The organism is Floridaenema fluviatile BLCC-F154, from assembly GCF_041929135.1.
GTDB lineage: Bacteria > Cyanobacteriota > Cyanobacteriia > Cyanobacteriales > Aerosakkonemataceae > Floridanema > Floridanema fluviatile.
On sequence record NZ_JBHFNS010000073.1, the window covers coordinates 73,847 to 96,896 of the forward strand.

Annotated in this window: 29 protein-coding genes; 14 read left to right on the top strand and 15 right to left on the bottom strand. The window is 40.3% G+C overall.

All coding sequences use genetic code 11. The annotated features are described in order from the left end of the window. Positions 1-107: 107 nt before the first annotated feature. The 4 genes from ACE1B6_RS30145 to ACE1B6_RS19510 all read right to left on the bottom strand — a co-directional run bounded on the left by ACE1B6_RS30145 (position 108) and on the right by ACE1B6_RS19510 (position 3,525). Positions 108-290, bottom strand: a complete 183-nt coding sequence (locus ACE1B6_RS30145; protein ID WP_459563063.1) for a TLTLP motif-containing protein — start codon at positions 288-290, stop codon at positions 108-110. A gap of 279 nt (positions 291-569) precedes the next feature. Next, a complete protein-coding gene (locus ACE1B6_RS19500) occupies positions 570-1,532 on the bottom strand; it encodes an Npun_F2552 family protein (RefSeq protein WP_413258921.1) in 963 nt (320 codons plus the stop codon). Positions 1,533-1,680: 148 nt separating this feature from the next. Continuing rightward, complete coding sequence (locus ACE1B6_RS19505; RefSeq protein WP_413258922.1) at positions 1,681-1,959, bottom strand: hypothetical protein; 279 nt, start codon at positions 1,957-1,959, stop codon at positions 1,681-1,683. Positions 1,960-2,103: 144 nt separating this feature from the next. After that, positions 2,104-3,525: an aspartate ammonia-lyase gene (locus tag ACE1B6_RS19510; RefSeq protein ID WP_413258923.1), complete on the bottom strand. Its 1,422-nt coding sequence runs from the start codon at positions 3,523-3,525 to the stop codon at positions 2,104-2,106. A gap of 326 nt (positions 3,526-3,851) precedes the next feature. On the opposite strand from ACE1B6_RS19510, the gene ACE1B6_RS19515 reads away from it, so the two are divergent. Together ACE1B6_RS19515 and ACE1B6_RS19520 are read left to right on the top strand one after the other, a co-directional pair. Beyond that, the gene (locus ACE1B6_RS19515; protein WP_413258924.1) at positions 3,852-4,877 is read left to right on the top strand and encodes a tetratricopeptide repeat protein; all 1,026 of its coding nucleotides are present in this window, start codon (positions 3,852-3,854) and stop codon (positions 4,875-4,877) included. Then, positions 4,874-5,590, top strand: coding sequence for a ComF family protein (locus ACE1B6_RS19520; RefSeq protein ID WP_413258925.1), 717 nt, complete (start codon positions 4,874-4,876; stop codon positions 5,588-5,590). The genes ACE1B6_RS19515 and ACE1B6_RS19520 overlap by 4 nt, the downstream gene beginning before the upstream one ends. A 210-nt stretch (positions 5,591-5,800) precedes the next feature. Here the strand turns inward: ACE1B6_RS19520 and ACE1B6_RS19525 are convergent, their stop codons facing one another. The 6 genes from ACE1B6_RS19525 to ACE1B6_RS19550 all read right to left on the bottom strand — a co-directional run bounded on the left by ACE1B6_RS19525 (position 5,801) and on the right by ACE1B6_RS19550 (position 12,748). Continuing rightward, positions 5,801-7,681 (bottom strand): response regulator, encoded by a 1,881-nt coding sequence (locus ACE1B6_RS19525; RefSeq protein WP_413258926.1) that lies wholly within the window; start codon positions 7,679-7,681, stop codon positions 5,801-5,803. Between the two features lie 71 nt (positions 7,682-7,752). Continuing rightward, complete coding sequence (locus ACE1B6_RS19530; protein WP_413258927.1) at positions 7,753-7,989, bottom strand: DUF1816 domain-containing protein; 237 nt, start codon at positions 7,987-7,989, stop codon at positions 7,753-7,755. Between the two features lie 114 nt (positions 7,990-8,103). Beyond that, entirely contained in the window at positions 8,104-8,454 is a 351-nt protein-coding gene (locus tag ACE1B6_RS19535; RefSeq protein WP_413258928.1) for a hypothetical protein, read from the bottom strand. A 547-nt stretch (positions 8,455-9,001) separates the two neighbouring features. Then, entirely contained in the window at positions 9,002-9,379 is a 378-nt protein-coding gene (locus ACE1B6_RS19540; protein ID WP_413258929.1) for a response regulator, read from the bottom strand. A gap of 40 nt (positions 9,380-9,419) precedes the next feature. After that, a complete protein-coding gene (locus ACE1B6_RS19545; protein ID WP_413258930.1) occupies positions 9,420-12,299 on the bottom strand; it encodes a PAS domain-containing protein in 2,880 nt (959 codons plus the stop codon). A 2-nt stretch (positions 12,300-12,301) separates the two neighbouring features. Then, positions 12,302-12,748 carry a response regulator gene (locus ACE1B6_RS19550; RefSeq protein ID WP_413258931.1) on the bottom strand — a complete coding sequence of 149 codons (447 nt, stop codon included), beginning with the start codon at positions 12,746-12,748 and terminating at the stop codon, positions 12,302-12,304. A 316-nt stretch (positions 12,749-13,064) separates the two neighbouring features. On the opposite strand from ACE1B6_RS19550, the gene ACE1B6_RS19555 reads away from it, so the two are divergent. Then, the gene (locus tag ACE1B6_RS19555; protein WP_413258932.1) at positions 13,065-13,514 is read left to right on the top strand and encodes a PPC domain-containing protein; all 450 of its coding nucleotides are present in this window, start codon (positions 13,065-13,067) and stop codon (positions 13,512-13,514) included. Between the two features lie 84 nt (positions 13,515-13,598). Here ACE1B6_RS19555 and cobS read toward each other — a convergent pair whose 3' ends face one another. Then, positions 13,599-14,402: an adenosylcobinamide-GDP ribazoletransferase gene (gene cobS, locus ACE1B6_RS19560; RefSeq protein WP_413258933.1), complete on the bottom strand. Its 804-nt coding sequence runs from the start codon at positions 14,400-14,402 to the stop codon at positions 13,599-13,601. A 454-nt stretch (positions 14,403-14,856) separates the two neighbouring features. On the opposite strand from cobS, the gene ACE1B6_RS19565 reads away from it, so the two are divergent. The 4 genes from ACE1B6_RS19565 (at position 14,857) to ACE1B6_RS19580 (ending at position 18,166) form a co-directional block, all read left to right on the top strand. Continuing rightward, a complete protein-coding gene (locus ACE1B6_RS19565) occupies positions 14,857-15,309 on the top strand; it encodes a hypothetical protein (protein WP_413258934.1) in 453 nt (150 codons plus the stop codon). Next, on the top strand, positions 15,306-16,427 hold the full coding sequence (gene tgt / locus ACE1B6_RS19570; protein WP_413258935.1) for a tRNA guanosine(34) transglycosylase Tgt: 1,122 nt from the start codon (positions 15,306-15,308) through the stop codon (positions 16,425-16,427). The genes ACE1B6_RS19565 and tgt overlap by 4 nt, the downstream gene beginning before the upstream one ends. 60 nt (positions 16,428-16,487) lie before the next feature. After that, a complete protein-coding gene (locus tag ACE1B6_RS19575; RefSeq protein ID WP_073592768.1) occupies positions 16,488-16,625 on the top strand; it encodes a photosystem II reaction center protein K in 138 nt (45 codons plus the stop codon). Positions 16,626-16,945: 320 nt separating this feature from the next. Next, positions 16,946-18,166, top strand: a complete 1,221-nt coding sequence (locus ACE1B6_RS19580; RefSeq protein WP_413258936.1) for an RNA-guided endonuclease InsQ/TnpB family protein — start codon at positions 16,946-16,948, stop codon at positions 18,164-18,166. On the opposite strand, the gene ACE1B6_RS19585 is transcribed toward ACE1B6_RS19580, so the two are convergent. From ACE1B6_RS19585 to ACE1B6_RS19595, 3 genes are read right to left on the bottom strand one after another with little or no spacing between them, the layout of a single operon-like run. Next, positions 18,099-18,380 (bottom strand): DUF5615 family PIN-like protein, encoded by a 282-nt coding sequence (locus ACE1B6_RS19585; protein ID WP_413258937.1) that lies wholly within the window; start codon positions 18,378-18,380, stop codon positions 18,099-18,101. The two genes, ACE1B6_RS19580 and ACE1B6_RS19585, sit on opposite strands and share 68 nt — an antisense overlap. Next, positions 18,377-18,718 (bottom strand): DUF433 domain-containing protein, encoded by a 342-nt coding sequence (locus ACE1B6_RS19590; protein ID WP_413258938.1) that lies wholly within the window; start codon positions 18,716-18,718, stop codon positions 18,377-18,379. The genes ACE1B6_RS19585 and ACE1B6_RS19590 overlap by 4 nt, the downstream gene beginning before the upstream one ends. Before the next feature lie 47 nt (positions 18,719-18,765). Next, positions 18,766-19,350 carry a Uma2 family endonuclease gene (locus ACE1B6_RS19595; protein WP_413258939.1) on the bottom strand — a complete coding sequence of 195 codons (585 nt, stop codon included), beginning with the start codon at positions 19,348-19,350 and terminating at the stop codon, positions 18,766-18,768. Between the two features lie 285 nt (positions 19,351-19,635). Between ACE1B6_RS19595 and ACE1B6_RS19600 the strand changes: the two genes are divergently transcribed. The 6 genes from ACE1B6_RS19600 to ACE1B6_RS19625 all read left to right on the top strand — a co-directional run bounded on the left by ACE1B6_RS19600 (position 19,636) and on the right by ACE1B6_RS19625 (position 22,183). Continuing rightward, positions 19,636-20,016, top strand: coding sequence for a papain fold toxin domain-containing protein (locus ACE1B6_RS19600; RefSeq protein ID WP_413258940.1), 381 nt, complete (start codon positions 19,636-19,638; stop codon positions 20,014-20,016). 58 nt (positions 20,017-20,074) lie between these two features. Then, on the top strand, positions 20,075-20,410 hold the full coding sequence (locus ACE1B6_RS19605; RefSeq protein ID WP_413258941.1) for a hypothetical protein: 336 nt from the start codon (positions 20,075-20,077) through the stop codon (positions 20,408-20,410). 295 nt (positions 20,411-20,705) lie between these two features. Continuing rightward, positions 20,706-20,933 carry a hypothetical protein gene (locus ACE1B6_RS19610; protein WP_413258942.1) on the top strand — a complete coding sequence of 76 codons (228 nt, stop codon included), beginning with the start codon at positions 20,706-20,708 and terminating at the stop codon, positions 20,931-20,933. Between the two features lie 97 nt (positions 20,934-21,030). After that, entirely contained in the window at positions 21,031-21,372 is a 342-nt protein-coding gene (locus ACE1B6_RS19615) for a restriction endonuclease fold toxin-2 domain-containing protein (RefSeq protein ID WP_413259004.1), read from the top strand. Between the two features lie 19 nt (positions 21,373-21,391). Next, on the top strand, positions 21,392-21,793 hold the full coding sequence (locus ACE1B6_RS19620; RefSeq protein WP_413258943.1) for a hypothetical protein: 402 nt from the start codon (positions 21,392-21,394) through the stop codon (positions 21,791-21,793). Positions 21,794-21,913: 120 nt separating this feature from the next. Continuing rightward, positions 21,914-22,183 (top strand): type II toxin-antitoxin system Phd/YefM family antitoxin, encoded by a 270-nt coding sequence (locus ACE1B6_RS19625; protein WP_413258944.1) that lies wholly within the window; start codon positions 21,914-21,916, stop codon positions 22,181-22,183. Between the two features lie 27 nt (positions 22,184-22,210). On the opposite strand, the gene ACE1B6_RS19630 is transcribed toward ACE1B6_RS19625, so the two are convergent. Beyond that, positions 22,211-22,705: a helix-turn-helix transcriptional regulator gene (locus ACE1B6_RS19630; protein WP_413258945.1), complete on the bottom strand. Its 495-nt coding sequence runs from the start codon at positions 22,703-22,705 to the stop codon at positions 22,211-22,213. A 127-nt stretch (positions 22,706-22,832) separates the two neighbouring features. Here ACE1B6_RS19630 and ACE1B6_RS19635 point away from each other — a divergent pair, with 127 nt between their 5' ends. Beyond that, positions 22,833-23,045: a hypothetical protein gene (locus ACE1B6_RS19635; RefSeq protein ID WP_413258946.1), complete on the top strand. Its 213-nt coding sequence runs from the start codon at positions 22,833-22,835 to the stop codon at positions 23,043-23,045. The last annotated feature ends 5 nt before the right edge of the window (positions 23,046-23,050 follow it).

The window sequence follows — 23,050 nt, forward strand, 5'->3', positions numbered from 1 at the left end:
ACCCCCGTGTAGCATTTTAGGGGAATACCGACACCAGATATCATCTTCGGTAAATTCCCCAAAAATTTGATTGTTAAATAGGTTTACTTAAGGGGGCATCTTTGATATCATTCCCTCTGGTTAGGTAGTGGATATGTAATTTGCTGCAAAACCTCAACACTATCTGAAGAGTAATGTGCAATTACAAAGAAAGGTAAAGTCAGGGTTACTAAAGCAATGACTGTTCCCACAAGATCTGCCAACCGTTGAGGCGGTCGTTCAGGGGAAGGGGCAGGGTCACTAGAGTTCATAAAGTAGTAATTGAACTGAGTTTGTCGATCAATTCAGCTGAAACAATAAGAAAAAAGTAGAGGAATATTATTCCCCATTTACATTTTACCTAATCTTCACAGTCAGGTTGTCATTTAGAAAACAATCTACACCTAAATCATTCTTAAGATATAGGTTAGATCCTTCTAAGATCCCCGTAACGCAAGACTTCCAGCCCAATTTTTGCCATTCAATCTTTAGAGACGCTGCATACAACGTCTCTACAAACTTTTTTGCTAAGTGTTTCTACTCAGCAAACTTTAGCGGCTTGAGTAAGCAGCCAAAGGTTCCTGAATGAATCGAATGTAAAAATGTTTAAAGGTAGACTTGATGACACGGGGTAAGCCAAAATCGATCGGCACCAGTCGATCGGGCAACTGCCAATCTACCACCTTTAAATCTTCCGGTTGTAGCAGCGGAAAATCGATCGCAGCTAAATTAGAACACAAACCCAAGCGCATTGAAGCAGCAACCGTAGGTACACTTAAAGGATCGACATTCAACATTTCCACGATCGATCGATCCAAAGCAAAAACATCAGACGCAGCAGCTAAAACCCCCAACTCGCGAGGTTCCCCACCACTAGGGCCATTACCTTCATGACCGATAATACCATCTAAAATTGTTAAATTAGGATTAATAGTTCGGGCAGTTTCCACCAACATTTGCCCAAATCTAGCACTATCCTTGCCAGCTTCCGTATGCCACCAAGCCTTCATTTTTCCCGGTACACAACCGAATAAATTCTTCACTCCCATAGTCATAGTTAGCTGCACATGAGACTTTAACTTCGGCAAGTTAATCACCACATCTGCATTCATTGCTTCAGGAGAAAGTAACAAGTGATTAAACTGTTCGCTAACAGTTTGGTAACGCTGACCACTAAAATTAATAATCGGCACATTTAGTTCTTCAATTAATGGCAAATAACCATTAGCTTTCGCCACTCCCAAAGCACTACCAAAAGCCGGACTATCACCTAAAAAAGGATCGCCCCCAGCTTCTCTTACCATTTGAATTACACAATAAACAACTTCGGGACGAGTCACACATTCTTTACCCGGACGCGAACCTGTGAGTAAATTAGGTTTGAGTAAAACCCGATCGCCCTTTTTCACAAAACCCTTCATTCCTCCGAAAGGTTCTAACAGCGTTTCTAACGACTCCCGCAAACTATTTAAATCGTATGAATTAGCCCGAATTAAACTCACACTTGGTTGCATAGTCACTCCAAAAAAAGGCGAGGTAGTGGGGACTGGGGACTGGGGATTAGGGACTGGGGACTGGGAAAGAATCTACCCAGTTATCAGATTTCTCGATCGTCTTCTCCTAGTCCCCAGTACCCAGTACCCAGTACCCAATCCCTGCATTTTAACGCGATCCTCTGGTGAGTGCAGTCACTCTTTCGCTATTCGGGAAAATACCTTCTCCTTCCAGTTCAGACAGAGGTGGTTTAATTTCCACTTTCATAATTTGGGAAGTACTAATCACAACTGTTTGATCGCGGAGATGGAAAATTAACCAAGGTTTAGCTAACAAACCTTCTAATTTTTGTTGAAATTCTTGTGGAGATAAAGGCAATTTAAAAGATTCGGAGTGCCCATCTCGAAACAGAAAATTTACTTGTGTAGAACTATCCTGACTGTGCATTTGTCAACTCTCCTACTAAGTTTAAAGCGAGACATTGTGGTGCAGGAAGGGAACAAGGAACACGATCAACTTAATTAATTTCTGAAAGGCTAGATATACTAGAAATCCCAGTCCCCAGTCCCCAATCCCCAGTACCTAAAACCCTTAATCAGAATTGTTAGCAGGCATAGAACTCATTTTCTCTAAATCTAATACTTGCGCTAACTCCTCTTCACTCATTAAACCTCGTTCTAAGACGATTTGACGTAAAGATTTACCAGTTTCTAAAGATTCTTTGGCGACAGCAGCGGCGTTGAGATAACCAATGTGAGTATTTAAAGCGGTGACTAATGCTAAACTGCCTTCAGCGAATGCGAGACATCGATCGCTATTTGCCAAAATCCCCACTAAACATTGTTGCGTCAAAGCGGAAATCCCATTACCCAAAATTTCGATGCTATGAATTAAATCGTAAGCAATTAACGGCATCATTACATTTAATTCTAATTGTCCAGCTTGGGCAGCAAAAGCGATCGCACTATCATAACCCATCACCTGAAAACAAACCATCGAAATCATTTCCGCCATTACCGGATTATATTTTCCCGGCATAATCGAAGAACCAGGTTGTACAGGTGGTAATTGAATTTCTTTAAAACCTGTTTTTGGCCCCGAATCCATTAACCTTAAATCATGAGAGATTTTCACCACATCTTGCGCCAAATTTCGCAAAGATCCAGAAACATTCACAAAAGGTGCCATACTTTGCATTGCTGCCATTAAGTGTGGCGCAGTCCGCAAGGGAATATCAATCAACTCCGAAAGAACTTCCGCAACTCGAAAACGATATTCGGGATGAGTATTTAATCCCGTACCCGCTGCACTTCCACCTAAACCGAGTAAAGTTAAATCCAAAGAAGCAGTTTCAATGCGAACTAAATGATCTGTAAGAATTTGTGCCCAAGCACGGAAATTTTCCCCCAAACGTACCGGAACCGCATCTTGTAAATGAGTTCTGCCAGATTTTACAATATTTTGGAATTGTTCGGCTTTGGTGTCTAAAGCGGCGATCGCATCCGATAAAGCCGGATACAATGTTCTCTCCAACGCCAAAAGTCCCCCAATTCTAATTGCCGTCGGAATCACATCATTGGTAGACTGACCATAATTTACATGATCGTTAGGACTAATCCGTTGGTAATTCCCTTTTCTTTCGCCCAAAAGTTCCAACGCCCGATTTGCCAAAACTTCATTAATATTCATGTGATGGGAAGTACCCGCCCCAGCTTGATAAACATCCACCACAAACTGATCTCGCAACTTTCCCGCTAAAACTTCATCCGCAGCTTGCACGATCGCTTGACTAATTTCCTGAGATATGCAGCCAAGTTCCCCATTTGCGATCGCCGTCGCCTTCTTAATTAAAATACCAGCATCCACATAAGTTGCTAAAGGCTTAATTCCACTAATCGGAAAATTCTCCGTCGCCCGCAAAGTTTGAATCCCATAATAAGCATCTGCCGGAATCTCCCTTTCCCCCATCGAATCCTTCTCAATGCGATAAGCTGCATTTTCTATTCCTGTCATCTTTCCTGCGCCGTAAATCTGCTCAATCAATTCTAAAGGCAGAAGGCAGAAGGGGAAAAGTTTTGAGTTGTAGGGGCGGGTTTAGCAGACAATCTAGTAATCACAGCAGAAAAATTAACAACAAAACCCGCCCGTACTATTCCCCCCGCCCCATCTCCCCATCTCCCGCTAGCATCCGTAAGATAATCAAGCAAAATCAAGCATAAACCCGGAAAATTCTCGCCAGTATCTTAAGGTTTTTCCTGGTTTGGTTGTTGATTCCTTCGCTAATTTTGGGCATTCTAAAAAAAACAAGTAAATCTGCCCGGAGAGTGATGACAGGTTCTATGAGCCAAATAACTAAACTTGAAGCCCAATTCTTTTTCCAGCATGGATTACGTCTAAGTGAGGCAAGGAACTACGAAGAAGCCCTCAGTAGCTTCGATACTGCCTTAAACATTCAGCCTGACTATCATACCGCCCTTTGCCAACGAGGATTTGCCTTGGGAAACTTAGATCGCCATGAAGAAGCACTGATCAGTTTTAACTATGCCTTAGTCCTAAAACCCGATACCTCTTGGATCTGGCATAATCGGGGGATAGCTCTAGGAAAATTACAGCGTTATGAAGAAGCTTTGAACAGTTTCGACAGAGCTTTAGAATTTAATCCAGATTCCGCTAATAGTTGGCATAATCGTGGGATTACTTTGAGCGATTTGGGCAATTATGAAAAAGCGATTATTAGTTTTGAGCAATGCGTACAATTACAACCTCACGCTTATTGGGGTTGGTATAATTTAGGAATTGCTTTAGGTAAAGTTGGTCGCTATGAAGAAGCTTTGAATAGTTTCGATCGCGCATTGGAATTTAAACCCGATGACTTTAATTCTTGGTATAACCGCGGCGTTACTTTAAGTAATTGTGGCTACCATGAAAAAGCGATCGTCAGCTTTGATAAAGCTTTACAAATTAAACCGGATGCTAACCCAGCTTGGTACAATCGCGGTGTTGCTTATTGGAGAATTGGCAATCATCAAGAAGCAATGGCTTCTTTTGATAAAACCTTCGAGAATCATTTCGATGATTACAGAAATTGGTTTAATCGAGGTTTGGCTTTAGCACAGACAGGTTTATTGTCAGAAGCGATCGCAGCTTACAACAAAGTCCTAGAATTTAAACCTGACGAACACAAAGCTTTATATAACAAAGCTTGCTGTTATGCTCAACAAGGTAAAGTAGAACTAGCAATTGAAAATTTGTTAGCCGCTATTGAGCTAAATCCTGATGAATATAAAATCAAAGCTCAAGAAGATCCAGACTTTGACAAAATTCGCCAAGATGAACGTTTTGGAGCATTACTAAATACCAAATGAATTTCTTCCAAAACTGTTACCAAGGATTGCTAGATTTATTTCTACAATCCCAATGTCCCTTATGTCAGCGTCCTACTTCCACCGATTTTTGTCCCTATTGTCAAAAACAATTACAACGCTGTCAAATCACTCAACCGGAAAAATTTTGGGGAAAAGATTTCCCCCTTTTCCCTTGGGGAACTTACAGTGGTTCCCTGAAAAAAGCTTTGTGGGCTTTAAAATATGAAAAACAACCAAAAATAGCTCAACCTTTGGGCTTTTGGTTAGGGGAAACTTGGTTAAAATCTCGGTTAAAGTCGGGGAAAAATTTGCTTGTTGTCCCCATTCCTTTGCATCCTAATAAATTGCGAAGTCGAGGCTTTAACCAAGCAGAATTATTAGCAGAAAGTTTTTGTCAAGTAACTAATTTACATTTAGCAAAAGATGCCTTAGAACGGAGATCAGAAACCGAAGCTTTACACAGTAAATTGTCAACTGAAAGAAGAGAAACTTTAAGAGGAGCTTTTCAAATTGGTAAATCTTTTCGTCAACGACATCCGAAAGCGGAAGTCTTGCTATTAGATGATATTTATACTACAGGAGCCACAGCACTAGAAGCAGCTGATACTCTGCGTAAATTTGATATTAAAGTTTGTGGAATTGTGGCGATCGCTACTTCCGAAATACGAGTAACTGATGCGAGACTAAATTTTCCCGCGATTCCTAGCAAGTAGGACTTACGCACTCTCAGCCTGAAACCCAGATCCCCCCTAGCCCCCCTTACCAAAGGGGGGAATTTCTCAGAGTAGACAGCCGCACCTTTCGGAAGCTTAAGCAATCCCCTAGCCCCCCTTACCAAAGGGGGGAATTTCTCAAGCCCCCTTGGTAAGGGGGTTGGGGGATCTGAGTGCGTAAGTTCTAGCAAGTAACAATACCTTAGTTGCTCAATTTCGCTCAATTTCTGCAAATCTACGGAGAATTCGCGTGCGTTCCAGCCGATTCAAAATCCGGGCAATTAGTTCCGGTGCGACGATCGGTTTCTGCACATAATCATCTGCACCAACAGCAAAAACTTGATGAATAATTTCAGGATCGTTATGACTGGAGAGAAACAGCACGGGTAACTCACTCCAGTGAGGATCGCTGCGAACTACCTTGCAAAGTTCAATCCCACTAAAACCAGGCATTTCAATATCTAAAATCAGCAAATCCGGTAAACTAACAGCAAGTGTTTGCCAAAACTGCTGCGGATCTGCTAAAGTTCTGATTTGAAAACCCCAAGGTGTCAGCAAAGTAGATAAAGCTGCTAGCAAATGGCGATCGTCATCGACAATGAGAATTTTCGCTTCTGCTTTCTGGGTGCGGTGGAGTTCCTGAGTTACTATTTTGAGAATTTCTGTTGGGTTAATCGGTTTTTCTAAAAAGACATTTCCGCCCAAACGTGCTACTTCTACTCGATCGCTCAATTCATTCCTTGCTGTAAGTACTAAAACTGGAATTTGAGGACTTTGTTGCACCAGTTCAGCTAGTAGAGAAAGTCCATTCTCTGTGCTGTGAGGAAAAGTGAGATCCAGAATAATCACATCAGGTAAATGGGAAGAAATAGACTTTCTTGCAGCTGTCGGATCTATTGCTATTTCTACTTGAAAACCCCAAGCGATCGCCTCCCGTTCAATCTGTTCCGTTAACACCACATCATCATCAACAATTAACAAACAACTCGATGCCACCTTAACATCAGGAGTTTTCCTTGTTGTCAATGGTTGATTTTGCACAACTTGCTTTAGCTGCTTCACCAAATCCGCAAATTGCCTCGCCTGATTGTCACCCAAAGACTCTAAGCAAAGCAACTGTTCGATTTCCCGTGCTACCTCCGATCCTTCCGGTAAGCCAAATGAACCCAAAGAGCCAATCAAGCGATGAGCTTCCGCTTGCATAGACGATCGCAATTCGCTATCCAAAGTTCCGTTAGAAAGTTGAGCGATCGCTTCCTCAAATAGCACTATTTGCGCTGCCAAACTCTCTTTAAATTTACCCCAAATTTGCTGCATTATTGCCTTTACTTTCGCCTCACCTTCCGGTTTATTTACTCGATTAAGATTAGCTGAATGCGTCACTTCGGGAGAAACTTGTTGGCAAACAGAATCTTCTGGTAGTTCTTTCAACCGATAACCTAATCCGTATATTGTTTCGATCAAATTTGCCATCATTCCCACAGCTTTTAGCTTTTGCCGCAAACCCTTAATTTGGGTAGAAACAGCTTCCTCTTGGGGAAATTCACCACTAGGCCAAATTTGGTCTAATATGGCACTTCGGCTAAAAATTCGCCGCGGATTTCGCAAAAAAAGCTCTAATATGCCGTACTCTTTTGGAGTTAAGTGTAAAACTTTGCCACTATAAGTAACCTGACAAGCATCCAATTGTAGCTGAAGTTTTTCCCAGGTTAATACGGTAGGTAAAATCGATTTGCTCCGTCGGAGTAAAGCTTGAATTCGAGCAATTAATTCTGACAGTTCGTAAGGCTTGACGAGATAATCATCGGCTCCCGCTTCTAAACCTTTTACTCGATCGCTAGTACTATTTTTCGCACTTAATAATAAAATCGGTATTTGTAAGCCTTGCGATCGCAATTGGCGACAAAGACTAATCCCATCTAATTTCGGCAGAATAATATCTAGCACCAATAGATCGTAATGAAAAGCTTGAGCTAGTTCCAAACCCGATTGCCCATCTGCCGTAATCTCGACAGTGTAATGATGAGTGCTGAGTTCTTGTGCTAGCACCTTGGCTGCTGTTTCATCATCTTCTACAAGCAGAATTTTCATCGGAACTCATTCCTTTTCATCGGAACTCATTCCTTAACTTTACCTTTAACTGAGCAGTATTGACTTTGGTTTTATCCTCGATCGCAAAAACTAGTTAATTTTTCCGGTTGACACTGCTTAATCCTCAGCCGAATTCCTTTAGCTCCTTCCTGTTTTAAATCTTCCAAATAGCCAAGGTGAGCAGAAGCAGCTTCTTGAATACTAGCAAAAGGCCCAAAATAGTAACTACAAGGTGGTAAAAACGTGATAATTTCTACCCACCAACCAAATTCAATTTTTTCTTGCTTCCTAACCTTTGCTAAAGACATCAAAAATATCCTCCCTTTTCTCCTAAATAAGGACAAAATTCAAAACTGTCTCGCCTTAAATTAATAGACGTTTTTCAGCTTGTAGAACTAGGCTAAAGATTGAGCTATCATAGTTTAACTTAGAAAATAATTGTTGAGTTTCAGACTAGTTGCTATGAATTTATCAACATTATTTTTGCTGTATAAATTGAAAAGCTCACGAATTCCCAGATGGATATAATGCTCTATATATAATAACTGTTTGCTTGAATAAGGAGGAAATAAACTTTGATGGGGAAAAGTCTCGGTTGCTTCTAATACAGCGTATTTGTTGGGAACCCGACTTAAAACATAAGCCACTAAATCTTGGCGTAAGCCATTAACAGAAAAAAGTTTTTGATAGGGAGATATAGGATAGGTCGCCAAAATATTTTCAATTTCTTCAATAACTATAGGTAAGGTAAGATTGAAAAGTTGTTTTTCCATTTTTTATTCCTGATTTTATTAAATTGCCATGTTAAAGGAGTTTACTTCTCAGCCTTTAATCAAGGAGATAAACCAATGATTGCGATCGAGCAATCATTAGTTTACCTTTGTGATTAACAATTTACCTGTTCTGCTTTATGAACAACACAAACGAGGTGTATTCCCATATTTAAGAGATTAAGAAAGAAATTTGAGGAAATTTTGAGGAAAAATATTTTTTATTTCAGCCTTGGCAAAAATATCAATAACAAAACCCACATTTCACATCCTACACTGTAACCGGACTGTAGAATATGGAATGTGGGACAACATCAGCGTAGCGACTTCACTTATGACATAAGTTAAAACAAGAAATTGAGGAAATTTTGAGGTAGCCAAAGAGCAATCTTATTTATTAGACAAAACCCACATCTGTCATCCTTAATTAGGGCCGTCACATCGAGAGAATGCAGAATGTGGGATTAAACTATGCGTAGTATTTTCATCTGACTTGTAATTTAAGACAAAAAAATGAGGAAATTTTGAGGATTAGCAGTAGAAGCAGATATTACCAACCTAGTGTAAAAGCAACTTGATCTGCTAATGTCATGGGATCGAACGGTTTAGCAATTATTCCTGCAACACCGAGTTTGGCAAATTCGTCTAAGTCAGTGGACTGGACTTTTGCGGTAAACAAAATTACTGGAATTTTTTGAGTTACGGAATCTTTTTGCAACTCCCGAAATAACGTCAATCCGTCCATATCAGGCATCATTACATCTAGTAAAATTGCGTCTAGCTGTTGAGTTTGGGCTATAGTAAGTCCTTCTTTTGCCGATACAGCTGTTAAAGTTTCCCAACCGCCTAAGTTCTCTAAACAAGCCTGAATCACGGTAGAGAGGTTGATTTCATCATCAATTACCAGAATACGTTTTTTTAGTAGCATAATAAGTATAAAATTTAACTCAATATTATTTATCGTAGAGTTAATCGAGGTTTTTTGGCAAGGTGAAATAGAAACTGCTACCTTCTCCGAGATAGCTTTCTACCCAGATTTTGCCTCTGTGCTGTTGGACGATACTTTTACAGATTGCCAAGCCTAAACCTGTGCCTCCTTTTTCGCGGGAGTCAGAAGCATCGACTTGTTGAAATCTTCCAAATATAGTTTCTAATTTATCAGCAGGAATACCACGTCCTTGGTCTTTTACTTCAAATAAAACTTGGTTAGTTTGGTCTTTAACGCTGAGGGTAACTGTAGTTTCTGGGGGAGAAAATTTAATGGCATTACTTATGAGATTAACTAGAGTTTGAATAATTCGATCGGAATCTCCCCAAACAAGAACAGAAGTCGGTTCAACAACTAGCCTAATGTTGCTCTGTATTGCTAAAGATTGCACAGTTTCCACAGATTGTTGCATCAGCATTAACCCATCGTACCACTGCTTATTTAGCTTGACTTTTTGTGCTTCTAGTCGCTCTAAATCGAGAATGTCATTAACTAAACGCACTAAGCGTTCGGTATCGTGAACGGCGATATCTAACATTTGTTGAGCAGTTTCCGGCTTGTTTTTCAAGACTCCAGAGGCGAGTAACCCCAAAGAACCGCGAATCGCAGCTAGGGGAGTTCGCAGTTCGTGACTGACGATCGAGATAAACTCTTTTTTCATTACTTCAATAGCTCGATTGTCAGTAATGTCCTCTACCATACCAACATAACCAATCAAGTTATTTGTAGCAGAAACAATGGGGGCTGACCGCACGCGAGCAAAACGAATGGTTCCATCTTTACGGACAAAACGCATTTCGCCAAAAAATTCCTGTTTTTGGGCTCGCACTTTGGCAAACGCTGCCTTAAATTTCTCTCGATCTTCTGGGTGGATGAACTGCAACCAACCTTTTCCCAAAGCTTCATCAAAAGTGCAACCACAAATTGCTTGATAGCGGGGATTAATATAAACATAATCTCCGTGAATATTGGTCTTAAAAACGCCTAGAGGTGAATATTCGCTGAGGGAACGGAATTTAGCTTCGCTTTGTCTGAGTGCTTCTTCTATTTGTTTACGATCGCAAATATCCAACAAAACACCAAGCGATCGCACAGGTTTTCCTTCTGCATCGGAGATCGCTTTAGCACGTCCCATCAACCAATGAACAGAACCATCAGGATGAACAATTCGATATTCAGCGGCAAAATCAGTGCAGTTGGCGATCGACTCTAAAAACTGTTTTTCTACCCAATTAAGATCTTCAGGATGAACGCAACTGCGCCAAAGCTCAAAACTTGGATCGGTGGTATTGGGATTTAAACCCAGTAGCGTGAAGTGATTATCATTCCAGATAACTTTTCCGCTGGGTATGTGAAAATCCCAAAAGCCGATATGGGTTAAATCTAAAGCTAATCTGCGACGTTCTTCACTTTCTTGTAAAGCTAGTAATACTTCCAGCAGGCGATCGTTTAGCTGAGAAAGTTCTAAAGTTCGCTTTGCTACCCGTTGTTCTAGTTCGGCATTTAGTTGTTTTAAAGCCATTTCTGCTTGTTTGCGTTCCGTCAATTCAGTCTGCACCTGTTCAAAAAGTTCAGATTGTTGAATTGCAATGCTTACTTGATTAGCTAACTGTCGCATCAAATCGATTTCTGTTGATTGCCATTGGCGTGGTCTAGCACAGTTATGAGCAATGAGCAATCCCCATAATTCACCTCCTTTAACAATAGGAACTACCAAATTTGCTCGCACTTGGAAATTTGCTAATAGTTGCAGGTGACAGATATCAATTCCGGCATTATAAATATCAGATTTTACGGTAACTAAGCCTTGTTTATAAGGTTCAACGTATTGTTCGCCAAAGCAAGGATCGTAAATTTCGGTTGATAAAATAGCTGTCCACTGAGTGCCCACAGATTCAGCAACCACAGTTCCTCGCCATTTTGGATCGAACTGGAAAATAATTACCCGATCGGTCTGAAGTAATTGTCGGATTTCATTTACAGTAGTTTGAAAAATCTCTTCTAAATTGAGCGATTGTCGAATACGTTGGGTAATTTCCATACTCAAGCGTTGTGCTTCAAATTTCTCTTGCAACAAACCTTGTGCTTGTTTGCGTCGATCGATCGCTGTCGCCGTTCCAGTCATTTGGATCGGCTCTCCCGCTTGGTTATAAAAAGCGTGTCCCCTAGCTTCAATCCAATGAATACTACCATCGGGCCAAACTACACGATATTCTACTTGGTAAAGACTTTTGTTTGCGATCGCCTCTTGTAATGCTTGATTAATTGATTCTTTATCGTCAGGATGCAAGCAAACTAAAAAGCTTTCATATCTACCATCAAACGTCCCTGGAGTTAAGCCAAATAATTCTTCATGATCCCTTGACCACTCAATTTTTCCGGTTTCGATATTCCAATTCCACATCCCCATCTGCGCCGCTAATGGTGCTGTTCGCAGTAAGTTGATTTTTTCCTCGGCTAATTGTTTGTTCAGCTGCTCGATCTGTTGTTTGCTATCTCGCAAATGGCTAGTTAATAGGTTGATTAAAAAGGCAATTAAAAAGAAAATTGTCAGTTGAAATAAAGTTTCCGGTGTTGCAATGCCCAATTGATATTGAGGAGAAGTTAAGAAATAATTGATTGCTAAAGTGGAAAGGACAACGGCAATAAGTCCCAATCGCCAACCACTATAACAGCTAGTTACAATAATAGCGAGATAGAAAACTCCATTAACAGTACTTTTGAGCAAAAATGGTTCTAACCAAAGTTTTAATACTAAGGCGATCGTAGTCGAGGCGATCGCCACAATATCAGGCAAAAATTGCTGAAAAAAAATCATCGCTTTGTCTTTTTCCGCCTTAACAATTTTAGCAATTTTCAATTTTACTCAGAATGCCAGCCGAGAAAAGCTGCTACCTGATGATGTAATGTTAAAGGATTGAAAGGTTTAGCGATCGCACCTCTCGCTCCCAAGGGTAAATAGGATTCTGGCTCAATCAAATCTTCTTTAGCAGTGAGAAAAACCACCGGAATGGTTTGAATTTCAGGGGTTGTCAACAATGTTTGCAAAAAGGTAATCCCATCCATTTCCGGCATCATAGCATCAAGAAGAACCGCATCAGGTTTTTCCCTCTCTGCCAAAAGTAACCCCTCGTAACCAGAAGCCGCCTGGATTACCTCCCACTCTCCCAATGTTTCCAGACAAGTTTGCACTAATCTTCGCAAATTGGGTTCATCTTCTACTATTAGGATTCTTTTGGTAGTTAAAGGTTCCATTTGAGCTTCTGGTAAGCTGCTTAGTTCATGAACAGGCTTGTTGAAATTTACCATACTAACTATCGTTAATCGATCGGAACATTTTAGTAAAAACAGAAACTAGACACTAAGTTTGCAAGACTTTAGTATTTAAATTTAGGAACAAAAGTTGAGGAAATTCTGAGGATTTACTAAAGACAAAGCAAGATATAGTAATATAAAATCGCGAAAATGCTGTGATAAAGCAATCCCTGTCTTGGTTCTCTCCTACTAAACATGGATCGGGAATTCTCATTCTCAATCCCCAATCCCCAATTCCTAATCCTCAGTGCCCAAAACAATTACAATTGACAAGTTTGTGCTTTTTTTTGCGAGGTTACTCCGCTTCATCATGATGCAGAATTCTTTAGCTCGTGTTAGCCGCTTTCTCGTCTTTCCTGCAACTTTGCTGATTCTGGCAAATACTGCCCCGACTGTCAAAGCTCAAGAAGGACTATACAACCCGATTCCTCTCCCAGCCAATGGCGAAGTTGCCGACTCCCTTTCCGAAAGAGATATTCCGACAGGACAAGGCGGATTTGCCAGAGACTACACTATTGACTTGAATGCTGGAGATAATATCGCGATCGATCTCAGTTCCGACAATTTTGATACTATTGTCACCCTGATGAGAAATGGTGTCACTGTAGTCGAAAACGATGATGGTCCAGACGGTACCACTAACTCACTGTTATTTACTCGAATTAAAGATTCGGGAAAATATATTGTCCGAGTGCGTGCTTTCGGCGAAACATCAGGCGGTACTTTCAAACTTAAAGTAACACGCCTAAAACCAATTTAATCTGAGGTTCGTAGTAGCGACTTCAGTCGTATACCCCTAAAATCAAGGGACTGAAGTCCTCACAACAAACCTAATTTATCAGAATCACTTCGGAAAAATTCCCGCTAAAAGACAGAGTAATAAAGCTTCAGTCCATTCTACGACTGCGCCATAAGTATCGCCCGTATGCCCACCTAATTTGTAATTAAACCAGGCACCTGTTAAAACTGCGATCGCACCACCACCAAAAGCCATTCCTACCGACATCAACCAGCGATCGCTATCTAAAATTAACAAAAATCCACTCAAACCTAAAAGTAACAAAAGTCCCGGAATCAAATCGCGAGCCGAAAGATTTGATTCCTTATGAATTGCCCCTTTCCCAGTAGGCTTGAGGTAAGGATAACAGATAATCGCCACTAATTGTCCCCAACGTCCCCAACCAGCAACCGCCATTAAAGCTAACCAACGATGAGATTGGATGTCATGCAGTGCGGCAGTTTTGAGTAAAATAATCGCCACCGCAGCCATCGCCCCAAATGCCCCTGTCAGGCTATCTGACATCACCTCTAAGCGACGTTTGGGGTCGGGGGTAGCTAGCCCATCGGCGGTATCCATAGCCCCATCTAGGTGCAACCCACCAGTCAAAGCAATTCCGGCTAAAATTACCAATACCGACTGAGTTAATACTGGCATTCCCAACAGCTGCAAGCCAGAATCTAACAATCCCAGCATTCCGCCAATCATTAATCCAATCACAGGCGCAAGTCGGGCGATACCCCGAAATGCTAGCGTCCAACTACTCGGTACAGGTAAACAGGTATAAAATGCGATCGCAGCCGCTAACGTCGCCGTTTGCTGCTGCCAAAACCGAAACACCTGTTTACTCCAATGTTTGTTTTTCGTCATTTGTCATTTAGTAAAGGCAGAAGCCAGAAGGGAAGAAAGAGGAAAAGGTAAAGGTGAAACTCTCCCCCCACCTCCCCACCTCCCCACCTCCCCTGCCCCCTTTATACTACGGAGAAAAGTCGATCGGTAATTTCGGTAAATTTGATGATGGGTTGGGGAAAAATTCTAGGATAAGATGATCTCGTCACCTAATTGAGGTTTCTGGGAAATCCGTAAGGAAAAATCCTACTACGGAGCGATCGTAGTAGGCAATTGTTACCTAATTAGTTGGGTTACTTAACTGGATTTTCTTGGCTTTATATAGTTAGTATGCCCAAGGGCAAGACTAAAATTTCAAATGTGACAAACTTAATATTATAAAGGTTCAGTAAGACTGTAGGGCTTTACCCCCGTTGTAAGTTATACAACTTCCTTGCCAAGATAAAGGCGGAATTAGATAAGAGGCTTTTTGGTTATGAGTTACGATCAATCTTCCAAACGACTACCTGCCCCCTGCATTATAGACACCGGAATCGTAGTCAATAAACTGGATATGCGGCGACTATTAATGGATTTGCGTCATGTTCGTTACCTACATCTCCTAGAAAATAATTTACAAAGTCAGGGCGAAGGCTACGTTCTAGAGGTATTTTCCGATCCGCAACGCTCGACTCTGGTAGCTAATCACGCACTTTATCTCAATGTGGATAGTTTTGATTACCTAGAATTAAAAATGTCTGCTGACAGTGAATCTTATTTCGATTTAGTTCAAGACCATCGCCGCTTACGACTGATTCCCCTCACCAATCTGCTGCAAGACCATTCTAGTGCTAATCTAAATGCTGCTGACCTGGAAGCGGTAGTAGATCAAGTGCTTTCAGCGAAGTGGGATCTCCAAATTGACGATGAAGGTGAAGATACATTTTGAATAGCAGTTTTCAGTTTACTTGTCAAGCTTGCTGTACGGATAGTCAAGCCAGAGCCGGAGTTTTTTCGACTCCTCATGGCAAGGTAGAAACCCCCCGCTTTATGCCTGTGGGAACTTTAGCAACGGTAAAAACTGTCACACCACAACAGTTACAAGCGACAGGGGCGCAGATGATTCTAGCGAATACTTATCATTTGCATTTGCAACCAGGAGAACAGATTGTGGCTGGTGCAGGCGGTTTACACAAGTTTATGGCTTGGAATGGGCCAATATTAACTGATTCCGGTGGATTTCAGGTTTTTAGTTTAAGCGAATTACGTAAAATTACAGAAAATGGTGTAACTTTCCGTTCTCCGCGAGATGGCAGAATCATTGAGTTAACGCCGGAAAAGTCGATTCATATTCAAAATGCTTTAGGGGCGGATATCATTATGGCATTTGATGAATGTCCGCCTTATCCAGCAACTAGAGAAGAGGTAGAGTTAGCGACGGAACGGACTTATCGCTGGTTGAAACGTTGTATAAGTGCCCATCAGCGTGAAGATCAGGCGTTGTTTGGAATTGTGCAAGGGGGAGTATTCTTAGATTTGCGGCAGGAGGCTGCGGTATCTTTAAGGGAGTTGGATCTTCCAGGTTATGCGATCGGTGGCGTAAGTGTGGGAGAACCGTCAGAATTAATTGAGAAGATTGTGAGGGCGACTGCGCCAATGTTACCCGCAGAAAAACCCCGCTATTTGATGGGGGTGGGAACTTATCGGGAAATGGTGCAAGCGATCGCAGCTGGTGTAGACTTATTTGATTGCGTGATTCCGACTCGTTGGGCGCGTCATGGTACAGTCGTGGTGGGCGGGGAACGTTGGAATTTGAAAAACGCCCGATTTCGGGAAGATTTCACGCCTTTGGATGAAAGTTGCGATTGTTATACTTGCCAGAACTTCACTCGCGCTTATCTCTGCCATTTGGTGCGAACTCGTGAGATTTTAGGTTACACGCTGCTGTCCATTCACAATATTACCGAGTTGGTGCGGTTTACCCAAAGAATTAGAGAGGCGATTTTCCGTGATAGCTTTACAGAAGATTTTGCCCAATGGCTTGCACCAACACCATCATCTTTATAACCCTCTCATGTTAAGATATATGGCAATTCTTAAAACTGTGTTGGAAAGGAAGGTTAATTGATGGAAGCGGCACTCTTACTAGCAAAATTGCCTGAAGCTTTTTCGATGTTCGATCCATTGGTGGATGTTCTCCCGATTATCCCCGTGTTTTTCTTACTGTTGGCTTTCGTTTGGCAAGCTGCGGTTGGTTTTAGATAAAGAGTTAAATAGTTTGATTTCAAAAGATTGGTGTGGCTACTCGGATTTTTCGGGTAGTCGCGTTTTTTTGGGGGGTGTGTGCGATCGGTTAAATTATAAAGGTAGATATTGAACGCGGTTGGCAAATTCTTCAAGTTCGCACGCTTTAGCAATTATTTCCAAATCTCGCACACAAACACCGATCAAAACAATAGATTTACGAGCGTATATGACCGAAAATAATGGGATACAAGCCCCGTCCTTCTAGGACGGCTTTCTCTTACCGATTTTTCAATTCCATGTTATCATAATAGTTGATATCCATTAATTCAGTATCAGTCGTGTTTGTCTACGAGTTTAAGGTCTACCCTAAACCACAACAAATAACCGCCATTAACGAAGCAATTAGGACATCCCAATTTGTCCGAAATAAAGTACTTCGTTATTGGATGGATAATCGTGGAATTGGTCAGCCAGAAATGTTTAGATACAACACATTATTGAGAAAAGAGTTTAAGTTTGTCGAAGAGTTAAACTCCCACGCTTGTCAAGCTGCGGTAGAAAGAACACTCAAAGCAGTTAACCGTTTTTATGAGAATTGTAAAAACCAAGTTAAAGGCAAGAAAGGATATCCTAAATTCAAGAAAAACACTCGTTCAGTAGAATACAAAGTCTCTGGTTGGAAACTATCTGATAACAGAAAATACATTAATTTTATAGACAAGAAAGGTATTGGAAGTTTCAAGCTAGTAGGTTCTAGAGATTTGAACTTTTACCAGATTGAGCAAATTAAAAGAGTGAGAATTGTGCGTCGTGCGGATGGCTATTACGTACAATTTGCTATTAAAGCCGATCCCAGAGAGCGGGTGAAGCCTTTAATTCCCAGTCAGAAAGCTGTAGGAATAGATTTAGGAATTAAATATTTCTTGGCAGATAGCCAAGGAAACATTGAAGCTAATCCCCAGTTTTATAGAAAGGGAGAGAAAAGCTTAAAACGCTTGAATCGGCGGAAATCTAAGAAGTTCAAGAAAGGGAAACCCCAATCTAGAAACTATCAGAAAGCTAGAAATCGATATGCTCGGAAACATTTAAAAGTAAGTAGGCAGCGAGAAGAGTTTGTCAAGAGAGTGGCACTCCGTTTAATCCAATCTAACGATTTGGTGGCTTATGAAGATTTAAATGTCAAAGGGCTGGTAAGAAATCGACATTTAGCGAAATCAATTAGCGATGCCGGATGGTATTTATTTCGACGTTGGTTGGAATATTTTGGCTATAAGTATGGAAAGGTTACTGTTGCAGTGCCTCCTTACAATACAAGTCAAAATTGTTCTAATTGTGGACAGAAAGTGCAGAAATCTCTATCAACTAGAACCCATGTTTGTCCCCATTGTGGGTTCATCGAAGATCGAGATATCAACGCCGCAATTAATATCCTGAAATTAGCATTAAGTACGGTAGGGCATACCGGATCTAAAGCTTGGGGAGATTTGCCCTCTAGCCTGGTTGGAGCAATTCTGCTAGGTTATGGTGAGTCTGTGAACCAAGAATCCTCGCACTTATAGGGCGAGGAGTGTCAAGGCGACTAGCTTCTGCTAAAAAATCTTGGTCTTGGGTAAATAAGAGGCGCTGAAGTTCAGTTGCTCGATCGAGTACGATCGGATCGGGAAAGCTGGTAAGTCCATCTTCTTGAACTGTCAGAACCTCTACACCCCTCTGTCGTAATCCAGTTGTAATTTGCCGAGCTACGTTTTCATCCATGTAAAGGGCTAGACTCATTTGATTAATCCTTGTGCTCTGAGTCTTTTAGATACAGGAGATTCACCTGCTTCTTTTTGCATCTTTGCAGCATATTCTTCTCGCCTTTCCATATCAGCATCAATTTCTGCTTTATGTTCCCAGTAATAAGCTAAGGCGGAGTGAATTTGGCTCATGCTTAAATGTGGATATTGAAAGTGTAATTCTTCAGGACTCCAACCGTAGGCGTAAACTGAGGTGATTAATTCAACTACTTTCATTGTGCTGCCAACTATAATCGGTACGTTGTTAGCATCAAGGTGTACATATTTGTGGTCGGTGGGTGTGAATTGAGGGTTTGTAGTTGTTAGCTGAGTCATGGTAGTTAATTTGATAGTTGTATTAGTGTTTATTTTAGGCGATCGCACTAACCACCCTGAATCACGCTGCTAAATAACCGTTCAACAGGACAACTAAATCCTGGTAAAAGAGGACTGGTTAAATTATCTTCTCGATATAATGTAACAGCTAATTTTAAAATGCCGTTTTCCCGACGATAAATTTCTATCTTGATTTGTTTGCGATCGAAAATCCAATATTCTCGAACTCCTTGAGAGGAATACAGTTTTAATTTTAATTCCCGATCTCTTCTTTCCTGCAATTCTCCGAAAGAGAGAACTTCAATAATTAATTCTGGCGCACCTGTTAAATGTCCGGCTTCATCTAATATTTCTGCTAACCTTTCTTTACTAGCCCAAACTACATCAGGAATCACATTATCTGCATCTGTGAAAATAATACCAGGGGCGAAAGCTGTTCTACCGCTATTAGTTTGACTTGACCAAATTTCTAACTCAGTAGCAATTTTTACACAGACTTCTTGATGTTTCCAGTCAGGTGCTCTAGTCACAAATAATTCTCCATCAATAATTTCATAGCGTTTGCCATCATTGGGGAATAGTTCCAAGTCGGCTGTTGTCCAATGTACTTTGTCAGTGATTGTGGGAAACATTTGTAAAGTTTAGAGGTTTCTTAATTAAGGTGGGACTGAGATATTTTTATGATAACTGCGATCGCACTTTGATTAAAGGATTGGGGAGAGTGTGCGATATGCTTAGGGCACGCTACGCGATCGTACAATATAAAAAGGGAAAAGGGAATCATATTGTAGGGTGCGTCAGATTTAGATATTTTCCTTTCTATGATAAGGCTTTACCGTCTGACGCACCCTACTCGTTAATAAGTGATTTAAATGCGTAACAGCTTATGAGTTTATATATTTTAAGTACTTATCGCTATGACTGAGGAGCAAATTGAAGAAATTAGGCAGATTGCTAGAACCTATAGGAATTTTCAATGCGTGGAATGCTCTCAAGATATCCAAAGGTACTTGCAAATAGAAGGGCTGAAGGGTAAGTTGTTAAGAATTAGTACTAATACTGATAGATTACCTTTTGCAATTATAACTAATCCGGTAGGAAGCGATCGACAAATTGCTCTCAACGGGTTTCATCAAGGTGTAGTTGTTCAGATTGAAACTAAACTAGGAAGAGTTGAAATAGTTTTTGATAACCTCTATCCTGATGGAATTTCTAAGCAGGAATGGCTCAATAGTTTTGGCGGGCCTTTGGTAGAAGATTTCAATGGAACATTTACGGTGATAGAAACAGAATTTTAACTAGTTTATAATTTAGATAGTTGACAATAGTTAATAAGTTAAAAAAAGGAGATTAGCGATGGATTATCTAGGTGATATTCTGGAAAAAATCAAAAAGAAACCTGCTGCTTATTTAGGTAGACCATCGATCGTTTGTCTTCAGGCTTTTTTATCTGGATATAATGTAGCACAGTACCAGCTTGGCGTACCTTTAACAGCAGAAAACCCTCTGGATGGATTTCAAGAATGGATTCAGCAAAAATTTGGGATAGAATCTTCTCAATCTTGGGCTAATATAATTTTGTTTTTTTCTCAAGATGAGCGAGATGCGTTAGATAGTTTTTTTGAATTATTTGAAGAATTTCAAGACCGCCAGAAAAGTTTAACAGGTGATGAGTATATTCAAGTAAAATAAAAGTTGGCAGTGCAAAGTAATGCGAGATGCTAATATGCGATCGCACATTAATTAAAGGATTGGGGAGGGAGTGCGATATGCCTACGGCACGCTAGGCGATCGAACAATATAAAAGCAGCTACAATTAAAAATTAAGGCGTTCGGGTAAAAAATTGATGGATAACTATTCCATATCGGTTGGAGATTATAATTTCACTCTCAATGTTTTGCTGGAAAAAAACCAGATGGTAGTCTTATTGGAACGGTAATTGGCTTACCTGATTGTCAAGCTGAGGGATGCGATCGACAATCAGTTATGTTACGCTTGCGCGAGATAGTAAAAGCACGTTTAGAAACAGCAGAAATTATTCCCTTGAAAGTTGAACCTCGCCACGCACACAACCCTTGGTTAAGGTTTGCTGGTTCTGCTAAAGACGATCCATACTTTGATGAAGTATTAGTTCACATAGAAGCCTATCGTCGGGAACTTGATGCAGAAATGGAAGAATATTATCGTAAACTTGACGGTAAAGATTTAGACTAAACCCCTAATGGATGACTATACAACCAGTGTTGAAAACTGGATGAAAGATTTTCCTAAAAGAGCAACTCCCAGCTATAATTAACGCTATCAATTTCAAATTAGACATTGCGGTTCCGAAGAAGTACAAGTTAGGGATGGAGAAGAACAAATATGGGCTGATGGGATAAATGCTCAAGCTGGGCAATTACTAGAAGCAAAATTTGTGGAAAATCCCAAAAACAGCCCTTATGTGAGTGATTCAAACGTACCAGCTTTTATACGTACTAAGGCAGTTAATGATGTGGAAAATGAATTTCGGCGGTATGCGGCAGTAATTAATGATGTTAATACGCCAGTAGTGGAATTGCAGGTAATTGTTAATATTGAAGAAGCAGTATCGTTTTTTGAAAGTTTGCTAAGTAAATATAATATACCTGGTTTTGTTGTTGTTAGGTTTTAATGCAAAAGGAGAAATACTAATGGAATACTTAATAACTCCGCCAGAAGAAACAGATTGGAAAATAAATCATGAAGATTTTGTTAACAATATGTTAAAAGAATGGTCAGATATTCACATTCAGGAAATTAGGAATTCAGATGATTATTATCAGCTGGAATGGTTTACAAAAGTGTCAGGAGAGAGCTTAAGATTTGATGGAGCTTTACACCGAGATGGACAGGGAATAAGTTTAGACGGTTATTTGGAAGATTGTGCTAAATTTGCAATTTGGTTTCGTTCTTTAGTTCCTAAAAGTCAGAGGTTAATTTTTTATGACCAAGGATACAATTACTACATTGAATTACAGGAAGGAACAACGGAGTCAGAAATTTTGGCAGCTTTTGAAAGTACTAATTTGGAAAGAGTTGGCGGTGGGAAGTAATGGGAGATGGTAATATGCGATCGCACTTTGATTAAAGGATTGGGGAGAGAGTGCGATATGCTTACGGTACGCTATGCGATCGAACAATATAAAAAGAGATAGGCAAAGGGAGATAATTTGATGATAAAGTTAACTGTTGCTGATTTTGAGGCAAGCTTGAGCCAAATTCTCAGTCAAGTGGAACAAGGAGAAGAGGTAATTATTAACCGTGAAGGAAAGGCGATCGCTAAATTATCTACTATCGATCAAGAATTAATAGATTGTTCAACTGTTCGGGGAAAGACTAAGGGAAAACTGAAATCTAGATCTCAGCTTAGAAATACTCAACCAATAGCTACAACTAGCAGCTTAGAAACTTTGCAAACTCTACGCAGTGAGGCTAGGTATTGATTTACTTAGTTGAATTGAAGCAAAAACCTAATTATTATTATTATCTTCAATATCTAACTTCTCAATTGATATTTCTGAAGGTAACGGTACAGTTATTTTTAAGCAAGCATCTATAGTTATTTGATTATTTTCACAAGTGATATTAGTTATATTAACTACGCTATTTTCAGGTAAACGATCGAGAAATGGCAACTTAGTAGACGATCGAGTTTGGGTTTTATATCCTGCATCTGCAAGCCATTCACTAATATTTCGCCAATTTTCTATTTTTTCATTACATTTATCTAAAAGATTTTTAACGTATCTATATATAGTGCTACAAAGATCAGTCTCCACGCCCTTATGATTTTTTTGCAGTTTTTCAGCTATTTCCGCAGGACTATAACCACAAAGTAACCCCCGTAGATGTAACTTCTCGACGGGGGTCAGCCGCTTTCCTTTTACAGATGCCAGATCGGTATAAAGTGTTTCCAAGTCCCAGTGATTTGCTGCATCAGCAAATTGTTCGTCAGTAAATGCCATAACTAGGAAGTATAAAAAAATTACTTATGTAATCCTAACATAAATACTGACGTTTACTAGTAAAAAACTCAATTATGTTAGCTTATGATAAGTAAAATACGATACATACTCTTGAGAGGCTTTTCAAATGAGTGATATATACAGATACAAATGGGCAGGAAGTTTTAAGAGAGCCCAAGAACCTAATCCAAATGGTTCTTGTGGATTGTATTTTGAATCTTACCCAGTAGCGCTTCTTGATGCGGATAATTCAAAAGCAGGATTTCCTCCTGTTCTTGTTTGCTGGTGTAATTCTGTAGATGCGGCTGAACAGATGGCGAAACAATTAAATTCTTTGTAAATCAA

What these genes read in the sequence shown, in the direction of transcription:
- ACE1B6_RS19555 (WP_413258932.1), top strand. Translation starts at nt 13,065, where the DNA reads ATGATGCAGAATTCTTTAGCTCGTGTTAGCCGCTTTCTCGTCTTTCCT.
- ACE1B6_RS19535 (WP_413258928.1), bottom strand. Translation starts at nt 8,454, where the DNA reads ATGGAAAAACAACTTTTCAATCTTACCTTACCTATAGTTATTGAAGAA.
- ACE1B6_RS19590 (WP_413258938.1), bottom strand. Translation starts at nt 18,718, where the DNA reads ATGACTCAGCTAACAACTACAAACCCTCAATTCACACCCACCGACCAC.
- ACE1B6_RS30145 (WP_459563063.1), bottom strand. Translation starts at nt 290, where the DNA reads ATGAACTCTAGTGACCCTGCCCCTTCCCCTGAACGACCGCCTCAACGG.
- ACE1B6_RS19500 (WP_413258921.1), bottom strand. Translation starts at nt 1,532, where the DNA reads ATGCAACCAAGTGTGAGTTTAATTCGGGCTAATTCATACGATTTAAAT.
- ACE1B6_RS19505 (WP_413258922.1), bottom strand. Translation starts at nt 1,959, where the DNA reads ATGCACAGTCAGGATAGTTCTACACAAGTAAATTTTCTGTTTCGAGAT.
- ACE1B6_RS19550 (WP_413258931.1), bottom strand. Translation starts at nt 12,748, where the DNA reads ATGGTAAATTTCAACAAGCCTGTTCATGAACTAAGCAGCTTACCAGAA.
- ACE1B6_RS19610 (WP_413258942.1), top strand. Translation starts at nt 20,706, where the DNA reads ATGTTACGCTTGCGCGAGATAGTAAAAGCACGTTTAGAAACAGCAGAA.
- ACE1B6_RS19630 (WP_413258945.1), bottom strand. Translation starts at nt 22,705, where the DNA reads ATGGCATTTACTGACGAACAATTTGCTGATGCAGCAAATCACTGGGAC.
- ACE1B6_RS19575 (WP_073592768.1), top strand. Translation starts at nt 16,488, where the DNA reads ATGGAAGCGGCACTCTTACTAGCAAAATTGCCTGAAGCTTTTTCGATG.
- ACE1B6_RS19565 (WP_413258934.1), top strand. Translation starts at nt 14,857, where the DNA reads ATGAGTTACGATCAATCTTCCAAACGACTACCTGCCCCCTGCATTATA.
- ACE1B6_RS19600 (WP_413258940.1), top strand. Translation starts at nt 19,636, where the DNA reads ATGACTGAGGAGCAAATTGAAGAAATTAGGCAGATTGCTAGAACCTAT.
- ACE1B6_RS19515 (WP_413258924.1), top strand. Translation starts at nt 3,852, where the DNA reads ATGAGCCAAATAACTAAACTTGAAGCCCAATTCTTTTTCCAGCATGGA.
- ACE1B6_RS19605 (WP_413258941.1), top strand. Translation starts at nt 20,075, where the DNA reads ATGGATTATCTAGGTGATATTCTGGAAAAAATCAAAAAGAAACCTGCT.
- ACE1B6_RS19540 (WP_413258929.1), bottom strand. Translation starts at nt 9,379, where the DNA reads ATGCTACTAAAAAAACGTATTCTGGTAATTGATGATGAAATCAACCTC.
- ACE1B6_RS19530 (WP_413258927.1), bottom strand. Translation starts at nt 7,989, where the DNA reads ATGTCTTTAGCAAAGGTTAGGAAGCAAGAAAAAATTGAATTTGGTTGG.
- ACE1B6_RS19635 (WP_413258946.1), top strand. Translation starts at nt 22,833, where the DNA reads ATGAGTGATATATACAGATACAAATGGGCAGGAAGTTTTAAGAGAGCC.
- ACE1B6_RS19585 (WP_413258937.1), bottom strand. Translation starts at nt 18,380, where the DNA reads ATGAGTCTAGCCCTTTACATGGATGAAAACGTAGCTCGGCAAATTACA.
- ACE1B6_RS19520 (WP_413258925.1), top strand. Translation starts at nt 4,874, where the DNA reads ATGAATTTCTTCCAAAACTGTTACCAAGGATTGCTAGATTTATTTCTA.
- cobS (WP_413258933.1), bottom strand. Translation starts at nt 14,402, where the DNA reads ATGACGAAAAACAAACATTGGAGTAAACAGGTGTTTCGGTTTTGGCAG.
- ACE1B6_RS19625 (WP_413258944.1), top strand. Translation starts at nt 21,914, where the DNA reads ATGATAAAGTTAACTGTTGCTGATTTTGAGGCAAGCTTGAGCCAAATT.
- ACE1B6_RS19620 (WP_413258943.1), top strand. Translation starts at nt 21,392, where the DNA reads ATGGAATACTTAATAACTCCGCCAGAAGAAACAGATTGGAAAATAAAT.
- ACE1B6_RS19510 (WP_413258923.1), bottom strand. Translation starts at nt 3,525, where the DNA reads ATGACAGGAATAGAAAATGCAGCTTATCGCATTGAGAAGGATTCGATG.
- ACE1B6_RS19525 (WP_413258926.1), bottom strand. Translation starts at nt 7,681, where the DNA reads ATGAAAATTCTGCTTGTAGAAGATGATGAAACAGCAGCCAAGGTGCTA.
- ACE1B6_RS19595 (WP_413258939.1), bottom strand. Translation starts at nt 19,350, where the DNA reads ATGTTTCCCACAATCACTGACAAAGTACATTGGACAACAGCCGACTTG.